Source organism: Kaistia adipata DSM 17808, from assembly GCF_000423225.1.
GTDB lineage: Bacteria > Pseudomonadota > Alphaproteobacteria > Rhizobiales > Kaistiaceae > Kaistia > Kaistia adipata.
In genome coordinates this window covers 417,147-438,740 of the sequence record NZ_AUHO01000010.1, presented here as the reverse complement: position 1 = coordinate 438,740, position 21,594 = coordinate 417,147, and the positions used below count along the sequence as shown (strand labels likewise).

Sequence of the window (21,594 nt, the reverse complement as noted above, 5' to 3'; positions counted from 1 at the left end):
TCCTGTTCACCGAGCGGCCCGCGCCGGTGCGGGCTCCATGCGGGCAAGAATGTCGCGGCTGACCGGGCAGCCGGCGTTCGGGTCCGGGCCGAAGGTCACCTGCGCTTCTTCCCAGACCGCGTCGAGGGCGGCGAGATCCTCCGGGTTGTCGTCCTGTTGCGCCAGCAGGGCCTGTGCCTCCTCGGCCGCTGGATCGGCGGAGGAAAGCTTGACCAGCCCCTCGAAAACGGCGGCATAGACGCTCTCCCGCCGCGCCAGCCGCTCGGCGAGCGCGATCAGGATATGACCCGCATCGGCCAAGATTTCGCGCGCCTCGGCCAGCGGCCGCATCGAGAGAAACTCCAGCAACACCGGCAGGTGGTCGGGCAGCTCCGGTCCCGCCAGATCGAAGCCGCCGGCGCGGTAGGTTTCCAGCAGGTCGACCATCGCCCCGCCCCGGTCGCGGCTTTCGCCATGGATATGCTCGAACAGGTTGAGCGACAGGGTGCGGGAACGGTCGAACAGCAGTACGTAGCGCTCCTGCAGATCGTAGAGATCGCCGTTTTCCAGTGAAGCGAGCAGCGGCTCCAGGGCGGTGGCAGCGGCTGGCGTCACGACACCTTCGGCGAGGATCGCCCGGATCACCGGAATCGCCTCCTGAAGATCGTGACTCGGATAGCTGAGCAGGGCCGACAGCGCCTTGAAGGTCTTCATGCGATGAACTCCTGCGGGCTGCGAAACTTCTTGGCCCCGAACAGCGACTGACCCGAATGGCCCGCCGAGCAGCCGTTGCCGTCGGTGAAACCGCAGCCGCTCCTGAGGTCGTAGGCATCCTCGACCAGCTCGCGATGCGTGGTCGGGATGACGAAGCGGTCCTCGTAATTGGCGATCGCCAGCAACTGGTACATCTCGTCAATCTGCTGCGGCACCATGCCGACCCGCTTGGCGACACCGAGATTGACGACGCCGTCCACGGTCTTGGAGCGCATGTAGGAGCGCATGGCCAGCATTCGCTCCAGTGCCGAGACGATCGGCGCCTCGTCTCCGGCCGTCAGCATATTGGCGAGATAGCGCACCGGAATGCGCAAGGAGCGCACGTCCGGCATGTCGTCCTGCGCGGCGATCCGTCCCGCCTCGGCCGCATTCTGGATCGGCGACAGCGGTGGCACGTACCAGACCATCGGCAGGGTGCGGTATTCGGGATGCAGCGGGAAGGCGATCTTCCACTCCATCGCCATTTTCCAGATCGGCGAGTTCTGCGCGCTCTTGATCCAATCCTCGGGGATGCCCTCGGCGCGCGCTGCCGCGATCACTTGGGGGTCGTTCGGATCGAGGAAGACGCCGAGCTGCGCGTCGTAGAGGTCCTTCTCATTCTCCACGCTCGCGGCATCGGCGATGCGGTCTGCATCGTAGAGCATGACACCCAGATAGCGGATGCGGCCGACGCAGGTTTCCGAGCAGACGGTTGGCAGACCGCTTTCCAGCCGCGGATAGCACAGCGTGCATTTCTCGGATTTGCCGGTCGACCAGTTGTAGTAGATTTTCTTGTAGGGGCAGCCCGACACGCACATGCGCCAGCCCCGGCATTTCTCCTGGTCGATCAGCACGACGCCGTCATCCTCGCGCTTGTAGATCGCGCCGGACGGGCAGGAGGCGACGCAGGCCGGGTTGAGGCAATGCTCGCACAGCCTGGGCAGATACATCATGAAGGTGTTCTCGTACTGGCCGTAGATCTCCTTCTGGATGCCTTCGAAATTATAGTCCTTCGAGCGCTTCTCGAACTCGCCGCCGAGGATTTCCTCCCAGTTCGGCCCCCACTCGATCTTTTCCATGCGCTCGCCGGAAATCTTCGAGCGCGGGCGTGCGGTCGGGAACGCCTTCATTTCCGGCGCGGATTTCAAGTGGTCGTAGTCGAAATCGAACGGCTCGTAGAAATCGTCGATCTCGGGCAGGTCGGGATTGGCAAAGATATTGGCAAGAATGCGCCATTTTCCGCCCTGCTTCGGTTGCAGAGCGCCGCTTTTTGTTCGCCTCCAGCCACCGTTCCAGCGCTTCTGGTTCTCCCAGTCCTTGGGATAGCCGATACCCGGCTTGGTTTCGACATTGTTGAACCAGGCGTATTCCACGCCTTCACGGCTGGTCCAGACGTTCTTGCAGGTGACGGAGCAGGTGTGACAGCCGATGCATTTATCGAGGTTCAGCACCATTCCGATTTGAGCACGTACCTTCATTCCGCGGCCTCCGTCGTCTGGATTGCGGGCTGGTCGAGCCAATCGACCTTGGACAATTTGCGCACGATCACGAACTCGTCGCGGTTGGAGCCGACCGTGCCGTAATAGTTGAAGCCATACGCAAGCTGGGCATAGCCGCCGATCATGTGGGTGGGCTTCAGCACGATGCGGGTGACGGAGTTGTGGATGCCGCCGCGCTTGCCGGTCACCTGGCTGCCGGGCGTGTTCACGATCTTCTCCTGCGCGTGATACATGAACATCGAGCCCTCCTTCATCCGCTGGCTGACCACCGCGCGCGCGGTGATGGCGCCGTTGAGGTTGAAGACCTCGACCCAGTCGTTGTCGACCAGCCCGGCCTTCTTGGCGTCGACCTCGGAAATCCACACCACCGGGCCGCCGCGGTTGAGCGTCAGCATCAGGAGGTTGTCGGTATAGGTGGAGTGGATGCCCCATTTCTGGTGCGGGGTGAGGAAGTTCAGCACCACATGCGGCTCGCCCGCCGCCAGCGGCCGTCTCGCCGCCTCGCCCACCGTCTTCAGGTCCAAGGGCGGCCGCCAGGTGACGAAGCCCTCGCCGAAGGCCCGCATCCATTCATGGTCCTGATAGAGCTGCTGCCGGCCGGTGACGGTGCGCCACGGAATCAATTCGTGCACATTGGTCCAGCCGGCATTGTAGCAGACCTCCTCGCTCTCGATGCCCGACCATGTCGGCGAGGAGATGATCTTCCTCGGCTGCGCGGCGATGTCGCGGAAGCGGATCTTCTCGTCCTCCTTGACCTCGGCCAGATGGCGATGGCTGCGGCCGGTCGCCTTGCTGAGCGCGTCCCACGCCTTCACCGCCACCTCGCCGTTGGTCTCGGGGGCGAGCATCAGGATCATCTCGGCGGCGTCGATGGCCGTGTCGAGCCTTGCCATGCCCTTGGTCGCGCCCTCCTCGGTCACGGTGCCGTTCAGCGCCTTGAGGTGATGCACCTCCTCCTTCGTGTCCCAGGCGATGCCCTTGCCGCCATTGCCGATCTTCTCCATCAGCGGCCCGATGGCAGTGAAGCGCTTGTAAATGTTCGGATAATCGCGCTCGATCGCGATATAGGCCGGCGCCGTGCGGCCGGGGATCAGGTCGCACTGGCCCTGTTTCCAGTCGCGCACCAGGCCTTGCGCCAGCTCGCCGGGACTGTCGTGCTGCAGCGGCAACTGCACCACATCCGTCTCCAGCCCAAGGATCTCTGGCGCGACTTCCGAGAATTTCTTCGCGATCGCCTTGAAGATTTCCCAGTCGGTCTTCGACTCGTAGGCCGGGTCCACCGCCGCCTGCAGGGGGTGGATGAACGGGTGCATGTCGGACGTGTTCATGTCGTCCTTCTCGTACCAGCTCGCCGTCGGCAGCACGATGTCGGCATAGACGGCGGTGGTCGACATGCGGAAGTCGATCGTCACCAGGAGGTCGAGCTTTCCTTCTGGCGCCTGGTCGCGCCAGACGGCTTCGACCGGCTTCGCGCCGCCCTCGGCGCCCAGATCCTTGCCCTGCACGCCGTGATCGGTGCCGAGCAGGTGCTTGAGGAAATATTCATGGCCCTTGCCGGAGGAGCCGAGCAGGTTCGAGCGCCAGACGAACAGGTTGCGCGGCCAGTTCTCGGGCGCGTCCGGGTCCTCGCAGGACATCTGCAACGCGCCGGATTTCAGCCTCTCGGCGACATAATCCTTCGCCTCGACGCCGGCGGCCTTGGCCGCGCGGCCGACCTCGAGCGGATTGGTCTTCAACTGCGGCGCCGAGGGCAGCCAGCCCATGCGCTCGGCGCGGATATTGTAGTCGATCAGGCTGAGCTTGTGCCAATCGCCGGCCGGGGCCGTCGGCGACAGGATTTCGGCCGCGCCGACCGTCTCGTAGCGCCACTGGTCGGTATGGGCGTACCAGGCCGAGGTGGCGTTCATGTGGCGCGGCGGGCGCGCCCAGTCGAGCGCGAAGGCGAGCGCCGTCCAACCGGTCTGCGGGCGCAGCTTCTCCTGGCCGACATAATGCGACCAGCCGCCGCCCGACTGGCCGACGCAGCCGCACATCACCAGCATGTTGATGGCCGCGCGGTAATTCATGTCCATGTTGAACCAGTGGTTCATGCCGGCGCCGATGATAATCATGGAGCGGCCATTGGTCTTTTCGGCATTGGCGGCGAATTCGCGCGCCACCTGGATGATCTTGTCGCGGCGCACGCCAGTGATGCGCTCGGCCCAGGCCGGCGTGAACGGCACGTCGGCATCGTAATCCGCCGTGACATGCGCGCCGCCGAGGCCCCGGTCGAGGCTGTAATTGGCGCAAAAGAGATCGAAGACCGTGGCGACCAGCACCTCCTCGCCGTCGGCCAGCTTGAGGCGCTTCGCCGGCACGTTGCGGGTCAGCACCTCGCCGCGGCTGTCGACCTCGAAACCGTTGCTAGCCGCGCCGCCGAAGAAGGGGAAATCGACGCCGGCGACCTCGTCGTGATCCGCTTCGCCGATCAGGCTGAGCGTGAGACGGATGTCGTCCTTGCCGGCCTTCTGCTCGAGGTTCCATTTCCCCGTCTCGCCCCAGCGGAAGCCGATGGAGCCATTCGGAACGACGATCTTGCCGGAAACTTCATCGATCCCGACGGTTTTCCAGTCAGGATTGTTGGTCTCGCCCAGCCCGCCGGCGAAATCGGCGGCCCGCAACTGCCGGCCGGGAACCAGCCGGCCGCCCTGGCGGTCGAGGCGCACCAGCATCGGCATGTCGGAATATTTGCGGCAGTAATCCTCGAAATAGGCGACCTGCCGGTCGAGATGGAACTCGCGCAGGATGACGTGACCGAAGGCCATGCCGAGCGCGGCGTCCGTGCCCTGCTTGGCGTTCAGCCAGATGTCGGAGAACTTGGCGGCTTCCGAATAGTCCGGGCAGACGACGGCGCTCTTGGTGCCCTTGTAGCGCGCCTCGGTGTAGAAATGGGCGTCCGGCGTGCGCGTCTGCGGCACGTTCGAGCCCCATAGGATCAGGTAGCCGGCATTGTACCAGTCGGCCGATTCCGGCACGTCGGTCTGCTCGCCCCAGGTCTGAGGGCTGGCGGGCGGCAGGTCGCAATACCAGTCGTAGAACGACATGCAGGTGCCGCCCAAGAGCGACAGATAGCGGGTGCCGGCCGCGTAGGACACCATCGACATGGCCGGGATCGGCGAGAAGCCGAACACCCGGTCGGGGCCGTATTTCTTCGTCGTATAGGCATTCGCGGCGGCGACGATCTCGACCGCCTCGTCCCAGCTCGCCCGCACGAAACCGCCCTTGCCGCGAATGCGCGTATAGCTTTCGCGCGCCACCGGATCGTCCTGGATCGCGGTCCAGGCCGCGATCGGGCTCATGGTCCTGCGCATCTTGCGCCACAGCCGCATCAGCCGGCCGCGCACGAGCGGCGTCTTCACCCGGTTGGCGCTGTAGAGATACCAGCTATAGGAGGCGCCGCGCGCGCAGCCGCGCGGTTCGTGGTTGGGCATGTCCGGCCGCGTGCGCGGATAGTCGGTCTGCTGCGTCTCCCAGGTCACGATGCCGGATTTGACATAGATCTTCCATGAGCAGGAGCCGGTGCAGTTCACGCCGTGGGTGGAGCGCACGATCTTGTCGTGCTGCCAGCGCCGGCGATAGACGTCTTCCCAATCGCGGTTCTCGATCGTCGTCTGGCCATGGCCGTTGGCGAAGGTATCCTTGCGCAGCGAGGTCAGGAAGTTCAATCGATCCATCAACTGGCTCATGGCTGTCTCCTCAATTTATCTCGGCTGGAAGGGCGGCTGGCATAGCGCGGCGGCGCTCAATATCGTGCAGGAGGCCGCCGCGGCGGGTGTAGACGGCCCAGGTGACGACGAGGCACAGGACGTAAAAGGCGAGGAAGGCCCAGAGCGCAGCCAACGGTGTCCCCGTCAGCCCTATCGAGGTGCCGTAGGCTTTCGGGATGAAGAAGCCGCCATAGCCCCCGATGGCGCTGGTAAACGCGACGATGGCGGCCGCCTCGCGCTCGGAGCGCCGCCGCTGCTCGACCGCGCCCTCGTCGGGATAGAGGCGCGCAATCTCCTTGCGCATGATGACCGGGATCATCTGGAAGGTCGAGGAATTGCCGATCCCGGTGAAGAAGAACAGCGCCATGAAGCCGGCGAAGAACATGGCGAAGGATGCGCTTTCGAGCCCGCGGATCACCACCAGCACCGAGGCGATCATGCCGACGAACACCCAGAAGGTGACGCGGCCGCCGCCGACCCGGTCGGCGAGCCAGCCGCTGCCGGCGCGGCTGAGCGCGCCGATCAGCGGCCCGAGGAACACGAATTGCAGCGCGTTCACATGCGGAAACGCCAGCCCGGACAGGAGCGGGAAACCGGCGGAATAGCCGATGAAGGACCCGAAGGTGCCGACATAGAGCAGGCACATCACCCAGTTCTGCGCGCGGGTGAAGATCACCGCCTGTTCGCGGAAACTCGCCCGCGCATCGGCCAGATCGTTCATCCCCAGCCAGGCCGCCGCCGTCGAGGCCAGGATGAAGGGCACCCAGACGAAGCCGGCATTCTGCATCCAGATCTGGCCGCCATGCGACAATTGCTGCGGCGCGCCGCCAACGGCGCCGAATACGCCCGCGGTGATGACCAGCGGCACCAGGAACTGCATGACGGAGACGCCGAGATTGCCGAGTCCCGCGTTCAGCCCCATGGCGTTGCCCTTCTCGGCCCGCGGGAAGAAGAAGCTGATATTGGCCATGGAGGAAGCGAAGTTGCCGCCGCCGAACCCGCACAGCAACGCCAGCACCGCAAAGATCAGATAGGGCGTGGACGGATTCTGCACAGCATAACCGATGCCCATGGCGGGAATCAGCAGCGAGGCGGTGGACAATGTCGTCCACAGCCTTCCGCCGAAGATCGGCACCATGAAGCTGTAGAAGATGCGCAGCGTAGCCCCCGACAGCGCCGGCAACGCCGCCAGCCAGAACAGCTGGTCCTGGGTGAAGCCGAAGCCGATGGCCGGAAGCCGCGAAACGACGACAGACCAGACCATCCAGACCGCGAAGGCCAACAGCAGCGCTGGGATCGATATCCACAGATTGCGCCTTGCGATACGCTTTCCCTTGTCATTCCAGAATTGCGGATCTTCCGGTCGCCAGTCCTCGATCACATGCGGCATGACCGTGCGTTCGGGATCGTGGAGCTCGGCCAACTCCGGGAAATTCGGCAGCCGATCAAGGGCTGCGCCTTGCGCCTGCCGTTCCATGGCCCGGATCGAAAGATGCATCCAGCCGAGCGATACGGCGACGATCAGCAGCAGCAGCACGAAGGCCGAGGTCCAGATGCCGGTGACGTCGAGCAGCGCGCCGAAGACGATGGGCAGGACGAAGCCGCCCAGACCACCGATCATGCCGACGAGGCCGCCGACCGAGCCAACATGCTTGGGGTAATAAATCGGGATGTGTCGAAAGACGGCCGCCTTGCCTAGGCTCATGAAGAAGCCCAGTCCGAACAGCGTTGCCACGAACGGCCACAGGCCCATCTCGGTCGAAAAGGCGATCGGGCCGTTCTTGCCGCGGATGACATACTCCGTCGGCGGGTAGGACAGCATGAACAGAAACAGCAGCGAGAAACCCAGCGTCCAGTACATGACAGCGCGGGCGCCGAAACGGTCGGACAGCACCCCACCATAGGCGCGGAAGATACTGGCGGCCAGGCTGAAGATGGCTGCGGCGACACCGGCCGTGCGCACATCCACGCCATAGACCTGTACGAGATAATACGGCAGCCAGAGCGCCAGTGCGACGAACCCGCCGAACACGAAGAAGTAATAGAGCGAGAAGCGCCAGACCTGAAGCTTCTTCAGCGGCGCGAACTGCTCAGCAAGGCTCGGCGCAGCGATGCCTTGGGCTCGCCGCGCGATAAAATCAGGATCGTCCTTGGCCAGTAGATAGAAGACGACGCCCATACCGGCGATGACCGTCGCCCACAGCTCCGCTACGCCTTGCCAGCCCCAGGCAATCAGCACGAATGGGGCAAGGAACGTCGTCACCGCCGCGCCGATATTGCCCATGCCGAATACGCCGAGTGCGGTGCCCTGTCGCGCCTGCGGATACCATTTGGTGACATAGGCGACACCGATGATGAAGGAGCCCCCCGCCAAGCCAACGCCCAGCGCTGCGAGCAGGAAAGTAAGGTAGCTGTCGGCAAAGGTCAGCGCGAAGGTCGCCGCACCGGTCAAGATCATCTGGGCCGAAAATACCAGCCGTCCGCCGTAGCGTTCCGTCCAGACTCCGAGTATCAGCCTTATTATCGAGCCGGTCAGCACCGGCGTGGCGATCAGAACGCCATATTCGAATTCGGAAAGACCAAGCTCGCCCTTGATGGACAACCCGATGATGGAGAAGATTGTCCAAACCGCGAAGCATAGCGTGAAGGCGATAGTGCTGAGCCAGAGGGCTCTTTGCTGATCGCGACGGCTCGGCATGATATAGTCTGTCATGGCTTGGCTCCCGGTCGGTTCCGGTGGCTGGATGGACTATTTCATTGCCAATGAAACATGCGCGAAGGCACGCGTCTTTGATCTTCGTCAACTGAGACGGGTCTGGACTCGGTAGGGCGTTTTTGTCGCAGGGAACACCTTGGATCTTCGTACATATTCGGCCAAATAATCGGCCATGGACCTTGCCCCGATTGACAATCCGCAGCTTAGTGCTTGATAAATATCAAGCACTCTGCGTGTAGGGAAACGTCATGCATGAAGATGAGAAGTCGCGCCTACGTCGTCTGCCTCTGTTTCGCGAGATGATGACACCGACCTTCGACAACTTGATGGAGATCGCCTATGCGCAGACATTTCCGGAACAGTTGGAATTGATCCGGCAGGGCGACTATGCCGACTTCCTTCACGTCATAGTCGAAGGGTCTGTCGAGTTGTACGCGACGTGGAACGGACGCAGCACCGTAATGGGTGTCGTTTCTCCGGTTTCGACGTTTATCCTGGCGGCTTGCGTCTGCGACGAGGCCTATCTGATGTCGGCGCGCACCCTTGAACGATCGTAGATCATCATGATCCCCGTCGCTGACGTCCGGGTAGCGCTGCGGCGCGATCCGGATTTCGCAATGGCCGGCATGCGGGAATTGGCCAATGGATATCGCACCTTCGTGCGCCATGCCAAGAACCTGAAATTGCGCAATTCACAAGAACGGCTCGCTGCTTATATCCTTTACCAATCACAGAGCAACGGCGATACAGACACGATCATTCTGCCGGTAGAGAAACGTCATCTCGCCTCCCATCTGGGCATGACGCCCGAAAATCTCTCCCGGTCTATGAAGGCCCTGAAAGGTCATGGCGTAGCAATCCAGGGCACACGCGTGACGATAAACGACCAGACACGCCTGGCCGCGGTTGCAGAACCTGATCCGCTGATCGACGGACCACAGATCAAGACCACGATTGCCGCAACTTAGCCGTTCCCAAGGGATAAGGCGTCGGTCCAAGGCCAGTTCGGAGGAGGTCATCAGCCAGAAGCGCGCAGTCGCGAGTGCGGAAAGCTGATTTGGAACCGGCTGAAGAAGTTCAAGACCCCCGACACCAGGCGTGATGCCTGCCGTTTGAACCCGTAAAGCGAATGGGTTCACGAAGACGCGCCGGAATTGCGCATCCTGCCGCAAGAGCTATGGGACGCCGCCAAGGTCCGGCAGGATGAGTTGACCACGCTCTACAATGGGTCGTTTGCGGGACGCGGCGAACTCCTTCGCTCTCATGAACGATTTAGGTTTTCCGGGCACGTTTGGGCTACCCCACTGACGCGAGGTTGGTCATTTCTCCCTCTACCTGAACCCCTCTGAAAGGGCTCGCTCCAACGCGGCGCATGCAAGCAATCTGGTTGTGTCGATCAGCGGTATTGCGCAGTTATCGTCGCCCAAGGCCATCGGAAGTTCTGTACATGCCAGTATGATGGCATCGACGCTGCAAGATCATCCCGATCTCCGCAGCACAAAATCCTCGCACTGCATGGCTCATCAGGATGAAGCCGCGAGCCATGCGTGGAGGGCGCGATTGTGCAGCTAGTGCGATCGAACCTGGCATCGCGAGAGATTGAGATCGCCCGATCAACGACGGCGATAGTTGCCGCCGCACGCACGTAAAAACCGAGACGCGGCCCTGAACCCGAGCTCATCTCCGCCGTCTCCCCGGCTAGTCCACTTCGGTTTCCTGTGCTGCAGTGCCATTGCTGCCATCGCCGAACCGCTTGACGCTGCCGTCGACCACTTCCAGCGTTGCGGGATCGATCTTCACCTTGAGGACGTTTCCGCTGGCGTCGGTGACACGTAGCTCGTAGCAGCCGTCGTCGATCTTCATCCTGTCGATGGTCCATCCGAAGTCGCCCGCAAGCCGCCCCAAGGCCTCGAAGGATTGTCTCTGCTGGGGTGGGACATTGCATGTCTCACCGGCAAATGCCGCCGTTGCCGGCAATGCCGCGAGCAGCGCTAGCATTGCGAATGTCGTTCTCATGTTTCCAACTCCTGCGTTGCGGTTGTTCACGAAGGAGATCACGCGTCGATGAACTGACGGGCCACTGAAGCACAACACGAAGTGTCGTCAGCGTTTCGTCAGCGCGACCGGGGCAGCTTCCGTTTCTCTGATACATGTCGGTATGGGTTGGCATGGGCGCCTCGGGCCGACTGCTTGGGGGCTCTGCCCCTTGGCGCGGCGCAACGGATCGCTGGGACGGGTTTAAGCCCTTCCGGTCCGAGCGCGCGCCGGGCACTCTTGATGTTGCATATTTGATGTCACTATCAATGCCATCAATTGACTCACGGCGATATTAGTGTCATTTGAAGTGACATTAATTCAATGGAGGCAGCCATGGCCGAGACGCGCAGCTACAACAGCCCGCTGCGAGAGGAGAAAGTCCGCGAAACGCGCGAGGCTATCCTTCATGCTCTTTATCGTCTGATGAGCACATCGGCCGTTCCGGACGAGATCAGCATGGACGCCATCGCCGCGGAGGCTGGCATCCAGAGACGCACCGTCTTCCGCCATTTTCCGACGAAGGACGACTTGCTGACCGCTTTCTGGCCCTGGCTCAACGCGCTGATCGGCACGTCCATCGCCCCGGACAACGCCAAGGATATCGTCACCGGTCCCCAGGACGCCTTTCCCCGCTTCGATGCGCATGAGGCGGCGATCCGGGCCTCGCTTCACTCGCCAACAGGGCGTGCCATGCGGGCGAGCATGATCCCGGCCCGGCGCCTGCGCTTTGCAGGGGCGCTTGCCACCATTCTCGAAAACCTTCCGCCGGCCGAAGCCCGAAAGGTCGAGGCGCTGGCACACCTTCTCTATTCGGCCTCCGCCTGGGAGGTCCTCAAGGACTACGGCGGTCTCGACGGCGCCCAAGCCGGTGAGACCGCCTCTTGGGCGCTCGAAACGATCCTGTCCGCGGTCGCCTCGGGCTCGTCACCGCGGACATGACATCAAAAGCCAGGAGATATTGGCAATGAGCATACAGGTAACATCTGCGCAGGATGGCGAGACCCGCTGGGTTGTCGCCGACCGCATCCGCTTTCTCGGCGGACCTGCGGGCGCGAACCTCGAACTGGTCGAGGTCGAGATTCCGCCGGGTTCCGGCACGCCGCCACACAGTCACGCCTCGCCGGAACTGTTCTACATACTCGACGGCGAGATCACCATTCGGCACTTCGCCGCCGGCAAGCCGCCCGAGGTCGTTGCGGCGAGAGCCGGAACCTCGGTTCGCATCGACGGTTATGCGCCGCACAACTATGTCAATGAGAGCGATCGATCCGCTCGCATGCTGGTACTGGTCGAGCCCTCGATGACGGCGTTCTTCCGGGAGATCGGCACGACGGAGCCACAGGCCGCACCGGACTTCGCCCGTATTGGCGCTGCCATGCAGCGTCACGGTATCGAAGCTTTGCAGATGGCGTCCTGACCGGTGCCTGACACGAGCGCTCCTTCCATCGAATGGGGCGCTCGTTCAATTGTGGCGGGCATGGACGAAACGGATGCGCCTGATCCGTAAGAGATAGAGAGGGGCCGGGACGGGTTTGAGCCCGTCCGGTCCGAGAGAGAGCGCTGGCGGGCTTGCCCGTTTCCGCTCTCCCGAGGATGCCCCGATGAACGCTCCGTTCCCTCTTGCCGATACGCTGTCGGCAGCACCGCTTGCCGCGCCTTCCGATTCCGCCGCCTCCGTCCGTGCGGCCGCCACGGCGCTTCTGCCTCACCTCGAACGCGGTCAGCGCGTCGATACTGCGATCCTGCGTGACGCCATGGAGACCGCGTTCGGCGCGTCCGACGCCACGGGCCTCTGGAACTGGAAGACAGCCTATGAGGCGTGCGAGGTCGCAACCGTCCTCTTCCTGCGCAAATACGGAAAGGCGCTTTTCCGCAAAGCCGGTTCTCCGGTCGCCGCGCTTCCGCTGCTCGGCAAGATCGCCGGTCTTCTGCCGACCCATACCCGTCGTTCGCAGGAGAGCCAGGCGCTCCAGCAATTCTCGACGCCGATCCCGCTCGGTTTGGTCGCCGCGACCGCGGCGGCCATCACGTCCGCCGACCGCGTGCTGGAGCCCTCGGCTGGGACCGGGCTCTTGGCGATCCTGGCCGAGCTCGCGGGCGGCTCGCTCGTGCTCAACGAGCTGGCCGACACGCGCGCCGCGCTCCTGTCCTCTCTCTTTCCAGCGATTCCCGTCACCCGTTTCGACGCGGCGCAGATCGACGATCATCTCGATGCGACCGCCGTGCCCTCCGTCGTGCTCATGAACCCGCCGTTCTCGGCGATGGTCCATGTCGATGGCCGCATGGCCGACGCCGCGTTCCGCCATGTCGCCTCCGCGCTGGCGCGGCTCGCGCCCGGCGGCCGTCTCGTGACGATCACCGGAGCGAACTTCGGCCCGGAAGCGCCGGCCTGGACCGCCGCATTCACCCGCCTGCAGGAGCGCGGCCGGGTCGTGTTCTCGGCCGGAATCGACGGCGCGGTCTATGCCAAGCACGGCACGGCCTTCGCCACGCGGCTCACCGTCATCGACAAGTTGCCCGCCGACGATCCCACGGTTTTCCCGGCGTCACCGGGCACCGCGCCGGACGCCGCGACGCTCATGGACTGGATCGGCGCGCATCTTCCGCCGCGCCTGCCGGTCGATCCGTCCGTCATCGTGCAGGCCGCGGCGCCCGCCGCCGCGCGCAGCGTGCGCGGCTATCTCAACCGCGCCGCCAGGACCGCGCCCGCCACGCTGATGGCCGAGCCTGATGGCGTCGCGCTCGACTATGAGATTATCGACGCCGAGGTCGGGGCCGACGACGACAGCCGCATCTCGGACGCGATCTACGAAGAATACGGATTGCAGGCGATCCGTATTTCCGGGTCTCAGGCCCACCCGACCAAGCTCGTGCAATCGGCGGCGATGGCGAGCGTCGCGCCGCCGAAGCCGAGCTACCGCCCGCAACTCCCCACCAACATCCGCGAGCTTCTGTCCGATGCCCAGCTCGAAACGCTCGTCTATGCGGGCGAAGCGCACTCCGACTATCTCGCCGGCGCATGGACGGTGGACGAGACCTTCGATCTCGTCTCCGCCGCGCGTGACGATGCCGAGAAGGCCGTGCGCTTCCGGCGCGGCTTCTTCATCGGCGACGGCACCGGCGTCGGCAAGGGCCGCCAGTCCGCCGCGATCATCCTCGACAACTGGCTTCAAGGCCGGCGCAAGGCGGTCTGGATCTCCAAATCCGACAAGCTGCTGGAGGATGCCCAACGCGACTGGTCCGCGCTCGGCATGGAGCGCCTGCTTGTCACGCCGCTGTCACGCTTCCCGCAAGGGCGGCCGATCACGCTCGGCGAAGGCGTCCTATTTACAACCTACGCCACGCTGCGCTCCGACGACCGCGGCGAGAAGCTATCGCGCGTCAAGCAGATCGTCGAATGGTTGGGCTCCGATTTCGATGGAGCGATCATTTTCGACGAGGCGCACGCGATGGCCAATGCGGCAGGAGGCAAGGGAGAACGCGGCGATGTCGCCGCCTCGCAGCAGGGCCGCGCCGGGCTTCGCCTCCAGCACGCGCTCCCGAATGCCCGCGTCACCTATGTCTCGGCGACTGGCGCCACCTCCGTCCACAATCTCGCCTATGCCCAGCGGCTCGGCTTCTGGGGCGGTGAGGATTTCCCATTCGCGACTAGGGCCGAGTTTGTCGAGGCCATCGAAGCCGGTGGCGTCGCGGCGATGGAGGTGCTGGCGCGCGACCTGCGGGCGCTCGGCCTCTACACCGCCCGCTCGCTCTCCTTCGACGGCGTGGAATATGAGCTGGTCGAGCACGCTCTGACGCCGGAGCAGACCCGCATCTACGATGCCTATGCCGGGGCCTTCGCGATCATCCATAACAACCTCGACGCGGCGATGGAGGCCGCCAACATCACCGGATCGTCCGGCACGCTGAACAAGCAGGCGAAGTCCGCCGCGCGCTCGGCCTTCGAGTCCGCCAAGCAGCGGTTCTTCGGCCACCTGTTGACCAGCATGAAAACCCCGACCCTGATCCGGTCGATCACCGTCGATCTGGAAGCCGGCCATTCGGCCGTGATCCAGATCGTCTCGACCGGCGAGGCGCTGACCGAACGGCGGCTGGCCGACATCCCGACCGAGGAATGGAACGATATCCGGGCGGACATCACGCCGCGCGAATATGTCCTGTCCTACCTCGAAACCAGCTTTCCGGTGCAGCTCTACGAGCCCTTCACCGACAGTGACGGCAAGGTCTCGTCGCGTCCCGTCTTCCGTGACGGCCAGCCCGTCGAGAGCCGGGAGGCCGTCGCCCGCCGCACCGCGCTGATCGAGAAGCTGGCGAGCTTGCCGGCCGTCCCCGGCGCGCTCGACCAGATCGTCCAGCATTTCGGGACCGAGATGGTGGCCGAGGTGACGGGCCGCTCGCGCCGGATCGTCCGCAAGCCGGGTGCCGGCTCCATGGGCGACCGTCTCGTGGTCGAGAACCGCGCCGCGTCCGCCAATCTCGCCGAGACGCAGGCGTTCATGGATGACGTCAAGCGCGTGCTGATCTTCTCGGACGCCGGCGGCACCGGGCGCAGCTACCATGCCGAGCTATCGGCGCGGAATACGCGGCTGCGCGTCCATTACCTCCTCGAACCCGGATGGAAGGCCGATGCCGCCATCCAGGGCCTCGGCCGCACGCATCGCACCAATCAGGCGCAGCCGCCGCTGTTCCGCCCGATCGCGACCGACGTGAAGGCCGAAAAACGCTTTCTCTCGACGATCGCGCGCCGTCTCGACACGCTGGGCGCGATCACGCGCGGCCAGCGCCAGACCGGCGGTCAGGGCCTGTTCCGGCCCGAGGACAATCTGGAAAGCCCCTATGCGCGCGATGCACTGCGCCAGCTCTATCTCCTGCTCGTGCGCGGCAAGGTCGAGGGCTGCTCGCTCGACCGCTTCGAGTCCGCCACCGGCCTGAAGCTGATGGATTCGACCGGCATCAAGGACGATCTGCCGCCGATCACCACCTTCCTCAATCGGCTGCTGGCGCTGACCATCGAGCTTCAGGGCATCCTGTTCACCGCCTTCGAGCAATTGCTGACGGCGCGCATCGAGGGGGCCATCACCAGTGGCACCTATGACGCCGGGCTGGAGACGCTGACCGCCGAGCGGTTCATCGTCACCGATCGCAAGACCATCTATGTCCATCCGGGCACAGGCGCCGAGACGCGGTTGCTTACAATTACCCAGCGCGAGCGCAATCGTCCGCTCTCGCTGGACGCCGCGCTCGGCCACCTCGATGACTGGCGCGCGAAACTCCTCGTCAACGAGCGTTCCGGCCGCGCCGCCGTGCAGGTGCCGACCACCAGCACCATGCTCGACGACGGTGAGATCGAGCGCCGCGTGCGTCTCCTGCGCCCGATGGAGGGGCACAACATCCCGCTGAAGACGATGGGCGAGACGCACTGGATCGAAGCGGATCAGGATGCGTTCGCCGCCGCCTGGACGGCCGAGATCGCCGAGGTGCCGGAGTTTGCCGACAACACGATCCATGTCGTCACCGGTTTGCTGCTGCCGATCTGGAAACGCCTGCCGAACGAGTCGACGCGGGTGTATCGCCTCCAGACCGATGACGGCGAGCGCATCATCGGCCGCAAGGTCTCTCCGGCCTGGGCCGCGAATGCGACCACGACCGGCGCGACCGCGCTCACGCCGGATGACGCCTTCATGGCGCTGATGGACGGTCGGACCATCCTCGATCTCGCCGAGGGCCTTCAGCTTCGCCGCGCTCGCGTCATGGGTGCGAACCGGATCGAACTCTCAGGCTTCACCGACACCATGCGCGAGCGGCTCTCGGCCGATGGCCTGTTCCACGAAATCATCTCGTGGAAGCTCAGGATGTTCGTGCCGGTCGACGCCAACGGGCCGGTCGTACTCGCAAAGCTGCTCGAACGCTGGCCGGTCGAGCGCATCGGCGAAAAGGAGGCAGCGTAAATGGCTCGCCTCGATGCCGGCGAGCTCGCAATCCGTCTCGGCCGGAAGGCCGAGGCGGTTTGCAGTCACTATCTGTCGTCCGGCCATCGCGCCGGGCGATACTGGCAGGTCGGCGACGTGCGCAACACGCCGGGCCGGTCCATGTTCGTCCGACTGACCGGGCCGGAAACCGGCAAGGGCGCAGCCGGCAAATGGACCGATTCCGCCACCGGCGAGCATGGCGATCTTCTCGACGTCATCCGCGAGAGCTGCGGGCTGATCGACTTCAAGGACGTTGCCGATGAGGCCCGGTCCTTCCTGGCGCTGCCGCATCCTGAACCCGGACCGGGGAACCGTGACTGGCGACCGGCATCGGCGCCGACAGGATCGCCCGAAGCCTCTCGGCGGCTCTTTGCCATGGCAAAGCCCATCGGGCGGACGCTCGTGGAAACCTATTTGCGGGGTCGCGCCATTACGGCTTTGCACGAAACCGCAAGCCTGCGCTTCCACCCCCGCTGCTATTATCGGGCCGACGAGAACGCACCGACCGAGACATGGCCCGCGATGATCGCTGCCGTCACCGACCTCGCCGGCGTCATCACGGGGGCGCACCGCACCTGGCTCGATCCCGACGGCTTCAGCGAGGCGCGTCTTGGCCGTGCGCCGATCGAGACGCCCCGGCGTGCGATGGGTGATCTCCTGGGAAACGCCGTCAGGTTCGGCATGGGCTGCGACGTGATGACGGCCGGCGAAGGCATCGAAACGGTGATGTCCGTCCGTTCGGTTCTGCCCAGGATGCCGGCACAGGCGGCGCTCTCGGCGGCCCATCTCAGCGCCATCCTGTTCCCGACGACGCTGCGGCGGCTCTACATCGCCCGCGACAACGATCCGGCTGGCGACGGTGCGATGGCGACCCTGACAGAGCGTGCGAGCGCGGTCGGGATCGAGACGGTCGTGCTCACACCACGCCTCGGCGACTTCAACGAAGATCTCAGGCTGCTCGGCCACGACGCATTGGCGGCACGGCTGCGGGACCAGATTGTCTCGCAGGACATTGCCCGCTTCATGCTGCTGGCGGCCTGATCTATCACGGTCAGGTGGCGGCGGCAACGCGCGATCGCGGGCCGGTTCAGCTATGGCGATCTACCTCCGGCGCGGAGAGGCCACACCCACGGCCTTCTGAGAGGGCGATCGGGGCGTCAGCCGTGCCGGACAGGCAATGCCGGTTGCCGACGATTTTCCGCCGCGTCCTGCGGACGCTTTGCATCGCGAGGCAAAATCGCCGGCCCCCGTCATCCTCCTCTGCGTTCCGGCCTTCCGCTTCGCGTCAGGTGCAGGTCCGTCCCGCCCGCCGCCTTTCGTCGCCACGAAGGCCGCGATGGGCGCGGCCACGAGCCGGAGGCAGACCACCATGACCGAACACCACGACACCGACTACGAGCCGCACCACGCTTCCTCCCCGACCGATCACGTCCTTCAGGAACTGGCGCTCTACGGCTACCGTCCCTTCGAGGACGAACCCGACCCGCGGCCGCTCCCCGAGGGCAATGTCGTGGCCGGCAGCATCGCCGACATCTTCGACGCCCTCGTGGTGGCGCTCTCGGACACCCGCCTCGAACCTGACCTCGAAGAACTGCTCTGGGGCACGGTCAACCTCTTCCAGCGCGCAGGCGACCAGATCGAACGCGAGCTGGACGACAACGAAGTCGCGCAGCGCCGCCTTCAGCGGGAACAGGACGGCTCCGAGGTGAAGTCCGTCGAGCTGGAGCGCCTGACGGCAGAGGGGCAGACCCTTCTCGAACGGCGCGACGCCTTCGAGTTGATGCGCGACCAGGCCGCCGATCACTTCGAGCGCCACACCCACTCGGTCTGGCGGCCGCGCACAGGCTCCATGGTCAACCATCGCAACCTGACCGCCGCGATGATCGACAGCCGCGACTTCCTCTCCGCGAAAAAGCACGCCGAGAACGAGGTGCTCCTTCCGCCCGGCCCGAAAGTGGCCTTCACCGGCGGTCTCGACTACAACGACCATCGCTTGATCTGGGCCAAGCTCGATCAGGTTCACGCCAAGCACCCCGACATGGTGCTGCTGCACGGTGGAAGCCCGAAGGGCGCCGAACTCATCGCCGCGAAATGGGCCAGCAACCGCAAGGTCACTCAGGTCGCCTTCAAGCCCGACTGGGCGAAGCACGCCAAGGCCGCGCCCTTCAAGCGCAACGACGCGATGCTCGACACCATGCCGATCGGGGTCATCCACTTCCCCGGAACCGGGATTCAGGACAACCTCGCCGATAAGGCCCGCAAGCTTGGCATCCCGGTCATGAAGCACGGCGGCGCGTAAAGCGCCGCCGCAAGGCGGTTGTTTCAACCGCCAATACTTGACGGCACAGCAGACAAATGGCTTTGATGACGCTTCCTTGCAGAACCGGCGAAGCAGCATAGTCGCAGGCGGAGCGTATCTCCCGGCAGCCTGTCGTGATCCTCAACCGATCATCTGGAGGTTTCCATGACGCTGATCCTTCTCGCCATCTCGCTCACCATCACCTTCTGCGTGATCGCTTGGCATCTCGCCATCTATGCGTTGCCGGTGATGACCGGCATCACCGCCTTCCAATACGTCTATGCGACCGGCTCGGGCTTCATGATGTCCGCCCTTGTTGCCGTCGGTGCGGCCATCGGGTCCATCGTGCTGGTGATCGCCGTGCTCGGCTTTGCCAGGAATCCCGCGCTACGGCTGATCGCGCTCGCCATCTTCGCCATTCCGGCCGTCATCGCCGGCTTCGCGCTGGTCCATGGCGTGACCAAGCACATGATCGACTCGGCCATCGCCATCAACATCCTCGGCGGGATCGGCGGCATCGTCATCGGCATCGCGGCGGTGCTGAACCTCAATGCGGTCGGAACGGTTGCGCTTTCACGCTGACATCGCTGCTGCGGTGATGTTGGCGGCATGGGCCTGAAAGGAAGGGTGTCGCCCTTCGGGCCGCGCTTTCGGCTGCGCCGGAACCACGCCTGCGGCGCGTTTCCGCCATTCGGCTTCAATCGCTGACACGGGGCGGCGGCGATCCATCGCTCCCATGACCATCCCGGCAGCTTTCGCCGCCGGGCCTCCCGCCGTCCGATCAGAACAGAGTGTCATCGCCGTCGTTGAACCGCCATCGCAGTGTCGGCCGCTCCGTTCGGCCAGGTGCGTCGGGATCGGTCGGGATCTGCGATCGCGGCGGGCGATGCGGTGCCGGTCAGCCCATGGCGTTGCGCTACGGACTGCACTGCGAAGACCTTCATGCCTTTCCTGCAATGAATTGGCTCGAGCTTCATCCCGCGGCACAATGATCCGGCTATCGGTGCGGGCAATCCGGCAGGCGTCATTCTGGCGGAAATTCTCGCTTGCCTGCGAAGCCACGGCGCGGGTCGGCAGGCGAAGGAGAACGTGGCCGGTGCGCTATCAGGGCGGTGCGTCTGGCCCTGTCGTCATCTGCCGCCAGCAAGGATGCTGTTCTGGCTCCGGTCTCCATCGGGCTTACGGAAGCACCAATCCCTCCGACTGACTGATCCCCTAAGTCCGTTCTGTTTCCTTCCGGCAACCCCCGCGGTTTCCGGCCGTGTTGCCGCGCCGGGCGCGGCTGCCCGCTCCACCCGGAACTTGGGGGTCAAGCCGCCGCCGAAGGCGGCGATGCAGGAGTCTCCCGACGGCCTTGGTCGGGTCTCGTCGGAGGGAATGGTCCCTCCGGACGCAACGGAGACCTACAATGCAGAACATCGTCATCCTCGCCGGCAACATCGGCCAGACCCCGGAAACCCGCACCACCCAGGGCGGCACCAGGATCACCCACTTCACCCTCGCGACCTCGCGCCCCCGCTACTCGGACGGCAAAGTCGTCCGCGACAGCGAAGGCCGCCGGGTGCAGGACACCGAATGGCACCGGATCACCGCCTTCAACGGCCTCGGCAAGACGATCCAGCAATATTGCGATACGGGCATGAAGGTTCTGGTTCGCGGCCGCATCCACTACACCAAATGGACCGATCAGCAGGGCAACGACCGCTACGGCTGCGAGATCATCGCCGAGACCGTCGATTTCCTCAGCCGGGCGAAGCAGACCGAGAACGGCGGCGACGACCAGGGCGACATGGATGACGACATCCCGTTCTAACCGGACGGCGGCAGACCCGGCGGCGAAAGCCGCCGGGATTTCTCATGTTCGCGCCGGAGCGCCGCCCCACTCGCATCGCCCCACAACGCCGGGGCTACGCACAGTCTCACGCGCGGGATCGGAACAACCGGGCGTGCGTCAGGCACATATCCGGCGGCGGGCATCACGCAGGTCACGAACGGCGGTGGCCGGATCGCGATCGTCAGGCGGCGAGCCAGAGCAGCACCGGCAATGGCATTGCAGGGACAACCGGCTCCGGCAGCCGGAAACCACCCCGCTCTTATGGCTTAACCTTGGTTCCGGCCCCGGCCTTCCAGGGTCAACCCTCATGGGGTCCGCTACGCAAAGCGTGCGGTCGCTTCGTCTTCGCCTGCGCGATGACCCCGGCCGAGCCCAGAACACTTCGGGTGCCCGTCGAGCGGGGAATGGTCCCCGCCAAAATCGGGAGCCGGACAATGACCCTCGCAACTGCCAACGCCTACGCCGCCAGCCTCGCCTCCACCCTGATGGTCGCCATCATCATCTTTCGCGCCGGCGACGGCACCATGAGCGTGATGCCCGCCACCGAATATGACGGCGACGACGACACCATCGTCTCCGAGATCGATCCCTTCGCATGAGACGGGGCGGATCATCCGCCCCTCCATCTATTTCAGACGCCGCCCGCCCAATGCGGTCGTCGGTGTGGGACGGGGCTGGGGCCGCCTCATAGGCTTCCCGACGCCACCCGGCCTCGCGAATCGCTGCGCCGGCAGCAAGTCATCGCGGGTTCCGCGCAGCGCC

General features: G+C 64.6%; 15 protein-coding genes. 10 read left to right on the top strand and 5 right to left on the bottom strand.

The window, feature by feature from the left end:
* Positions 1-6 precede the first annotated feature (6 nt).
* From narJ to G539_RS27665, 4 genes are read right to left on the bottom strand one after another with little or no spacing between them, the layout of a single operon-like run.
* The gene (gene narJ, locus G539_RS0110905) at positions 7-693 is read right to left on the bottom strand and encodes a nitrate reductase molybdenum cofactor assembly chaperone (protein WP_029075238.1); all 687 of its coding nucleotides are present in this window, start codon (positions 691-693) and stop codon (positions 7-9) included.
* Positions 690-2,210, bottom strand: a complete 1,521-nt coding sequence (gene narH / locus G539_RS0110900) for a nitrate reductase subunit beta (protein ID WP_029075237.1) — start codon at positions 2,208-2,210, stop codon at positions 690-692. Before narH ends, narJ begins: the two co-directional genes overlap by 4 nt.
* Positions 2,207-5,956, bottom strand: coding sequence for a nitrate reductase subunit alpha (locus tag G539_RS0110895; protein ID WP_029075236.1), 3,750 nt, complete (start codon positions 5,954-5,956; stop codon positions 2,207-2,209). The genes narH and G539_RS0110895 overlap by 4 nt, the downstream gene beginning before the upstream one ends.
* 10 nt (positions 5,957-5,966) lie before the next feature.
* Positions 5,967-8,690: a nitrate/nitrite transporter gene (locus tag G539_RS27665; protein ID WP_029075235.1), complete on the bottom strand. Its 2,724-nt coding sequence runs from the start codon at positions 8,688-8,690 to the stop codon at positions 5,967-5,969.
* Positions 8,691-8,941: 251 nt separating this feature from the next.
* On the opposite strand from G539_RS27665, the gene G539_RS27425 reads away from it, so the two are divergent.
* Entirely contained in the window at positions 8,942-9,250 is a 309-nt protein-coding gene (locus G539_RS27425) for a cyclic nucleotide-binding domain-containing protein (protein WP_210162809.1), read from the top strand.
* A 6-nt stretch (positions 9,251-9,256) separates the two neighbouring features.
* The gene (locus G539_RS27420) at positions 9,257-9,661 is read left to right on the top strand and encodes a helix-turn-helix domain-containing protein (protein WP_210162808.1); all 405 of its coding nucleotides are present in this window, start codon (positions 9,257-9,259) and stop codon (positions 9,659-9,661) included.
* A gap of 730 nt (positions 9,662-10,391) precedes the next feature.
* Here G539_RS27420 and G539_RS24400 read toward each other — a convergent pair.
* The gene (locus tag G539_RS24400; RefSeq protein ID WP_084639934.1) at positions 10,392-10,709 is read right to left on the bottom strand and encodes a PepSY domain-containing protein; all 318 of its coding nucleotides are present in this window, start codon (positions 10,707-10,709) and stop codon (positions 10,392-10,394) included.
* A gap of 354 nt (positions 10,710-11,063) precedes the next feature.
* Here G539_RS24400 and G539_RS0110875 point away from each other — a divergent pair, with 354 nt between their 5' ends.
* The 8 genes from G539_RS0110875 (at position 11,064) to G539_RS27310 (ending at position 21,431) form a co-directional block, all read left to right on the top strand.
* Positions 11,064-11,669 (top strand): TetR/AcrR family transcriptional regulator, encoded by a 606-nt coding sequence (locus G539_RS0110875; protein WP_029075234.1) that lies wholly within the window; start codon positions 11,064-11,066, stop codon positions 11,667-11,669.
* Positions 11,670-11,694: 25 nt separating this feature from the next.
* The gene (locus G539_RS0110870) at positions 11,695-12,147 is read left to right on the top strand and encodes a cupin domain-containing protein (protein ID WP_029075233.1); all 453 of its coding nucleotides are present in this window, start codon (positions 11,695-11,697) and stop codon (positions 12,145-12,147) included.
* A 184-nt stretch (positions 12,148-12,331) separates the two neighbouring features.
* Complete coding sequence (locus G539_RS0110865) at positions 12,332-16,678, top strand: strawberry notch-like NTP hydrolase domain-containing protein (protein WP_029075232.1); 4,347 nt, start codon at positions 12,332-12,334, stop codon at positions 16,676-16,678.
* Positions 16,679-17,740, top strand: a complete 1,062-nt coding sequence (locus G539_RS0110860) for a DUF7146 domain-containing protein (protein ID WP_029075231.1) — start codon at positions 16,679-16,681, stop codon at positions 17,738-17,740.
* Between the two features lie 328 nt (positions 17,741-18,068).
* Positions 18,069-18,998: a DUF2493 domain-containing protein gene (locus G539_RS0110855; protein WP_029075230.1), complete on the top strand. Its 930-nt coding sequence runs from the start codon at positions 18,069-18,071 to the stop codon at positions 18,996-18,998.
* 165 nt (positions 18,999-19,163) lie between these two features.
* Positions 19,164-19,580, top strand: a complete 417-nt coding sequence (locus tag G539_RS0110850; protein WP_029075229.1) for a hypothetical protein — start codon at positions 19,164-19,166, stop codon at positions 19,578-19,580.
* 826 nt (positions 19,581-20,406) lie between these two features.
* Positions 20,407-20,811, top strand: a complete 405-nt coding sequence (locus G539_RS0110845) for a single-stranded DNA-binding protein (RefSeq protein ID WP_029075228.1) — start codon at positions 20,407-20,409, stop codon at positions 20,809-20,811.
* Positions 20,812-21,266: 455 nt separating this feature from the next.
* On the top strand, positions 21,267-21,431 hold the full coding sequence (locus tag G539_RS27310; protein ID WP_169516635.1) for a hypothetical protein: 165 nt from the start codon (positions 21,267-21,269) through the stop codon (positions 21,429-21,431).
* The last annotated feature ends 163 nt before the right edge of the window (positions 21,432-21,594 follow it).

Excerpts from the sequence above, each read along its gene's own strand:
- narJ (WP_029075238.1), bottom strand. The coding sequence starts at position 693 with ATGAAGACCTTCAAGGCGCTGTCGGCCCTGCTCAGCTATCCGAGTCAC.
- narH (WP_029075237.1), bottom strand. The coding sequence starts at position 2,210 with ATGAAGGTACGTGCTCAAATCGGAATGGTGCTGAACCTCGATAAATGC.
- G539_RS0110895 (WP_029075236.1), bottom strand. The coding sequence starts at position 5,956 with ATGAGCCAGTTGATGGATCGATTGAACTTCCTGACCTCGCTGCGCAAG.
- G539_RS27665 (WP_029075235.1), bottom strand. The coding sequence starts at position 8,690 with ATGACAGACTATATCATGCCGAGCCGTCGCGATCAGCAAAGAGCCCTC.
- G539_RS27425 (WP_210162809.1), top strand. The coding sequence starts at position 8,942 with ATGCATGAAGATGAGAAGTCGCGCCTACGTCGTCTGCCTCTGTTTCGC.
- G539_RS27420 (WP_210162808.1), top strand. The coding sequence starts at position 9,257 with ATGATCCCCGTCGCTGACGTCCGGGTAGCGCTGCGGCGCGATCCGGAT.
- G539_RS24400 (WP_084639934.1), bottom strand. The coding sequence starts at position 10,709 with ATGAGAACGACATTCGCAATGCTAGCGCTGCTCGCGGCATTGCCGGCA.
- G539_RS0110875 (WP_029075234.1), top strand. The coding sequence starts at position 11,064 with ATGGCCGAGACGCGCAGCTACAACAGCCCGCTGCGAGAGGAGAAAGTC.
- G539_RS0110870 (WP_029075233.1), top strand. The coding sequence starts at position 11,695 with ATGAGCATACAGGTAACATCTGCGCAGGATGGCGAGACCCGCTGGGTT.
- G539_RS0110865 (WP_029075232.1), top strand. The coding sequence starts at position 12,332 with ATGAACGCTCCGTTCCCTCTTGCCGATACGCTGTCGGCAGCACCGCTT.
- G539_RS0110860 (WP_029075231.1), top strand. The coding sequence starts at position 16,679 with ATGGCTCGCCTCGATGCCGGCGAGCTCGCAATCCGTCTCGGCCGGAAG.
- G539_RS0110855 (WP_029075230.1), top strand. The coding sequence starts at position 18,069 with ATGACCGAACACCACGACACCGACTACGAGCCGCACCACGCTTCCTCC.
- G539_RS0110850 (WP_029075229.1), top strand. The coding sequence starts at position 19,164 with ATGACGCTGATCCTTCTCGCCATCTCGCTCACCATCACCTTCTGCGTG.
- G539_RS0110845 (WP_029075228.1), top strand. The coding sequence starts at position 20,407 with ATGCAGAACATCGTCATCCTCGCCGGCAACATCGGCCAGACCCCGGAA.
- G539_RS27310 (WP_169516635.1), top strand. The coding sequence starts at position 21,267 with ATGACCCTCGCAACTGCCAACGCCTACGCCGCCAGCCTCGCCTCCACC.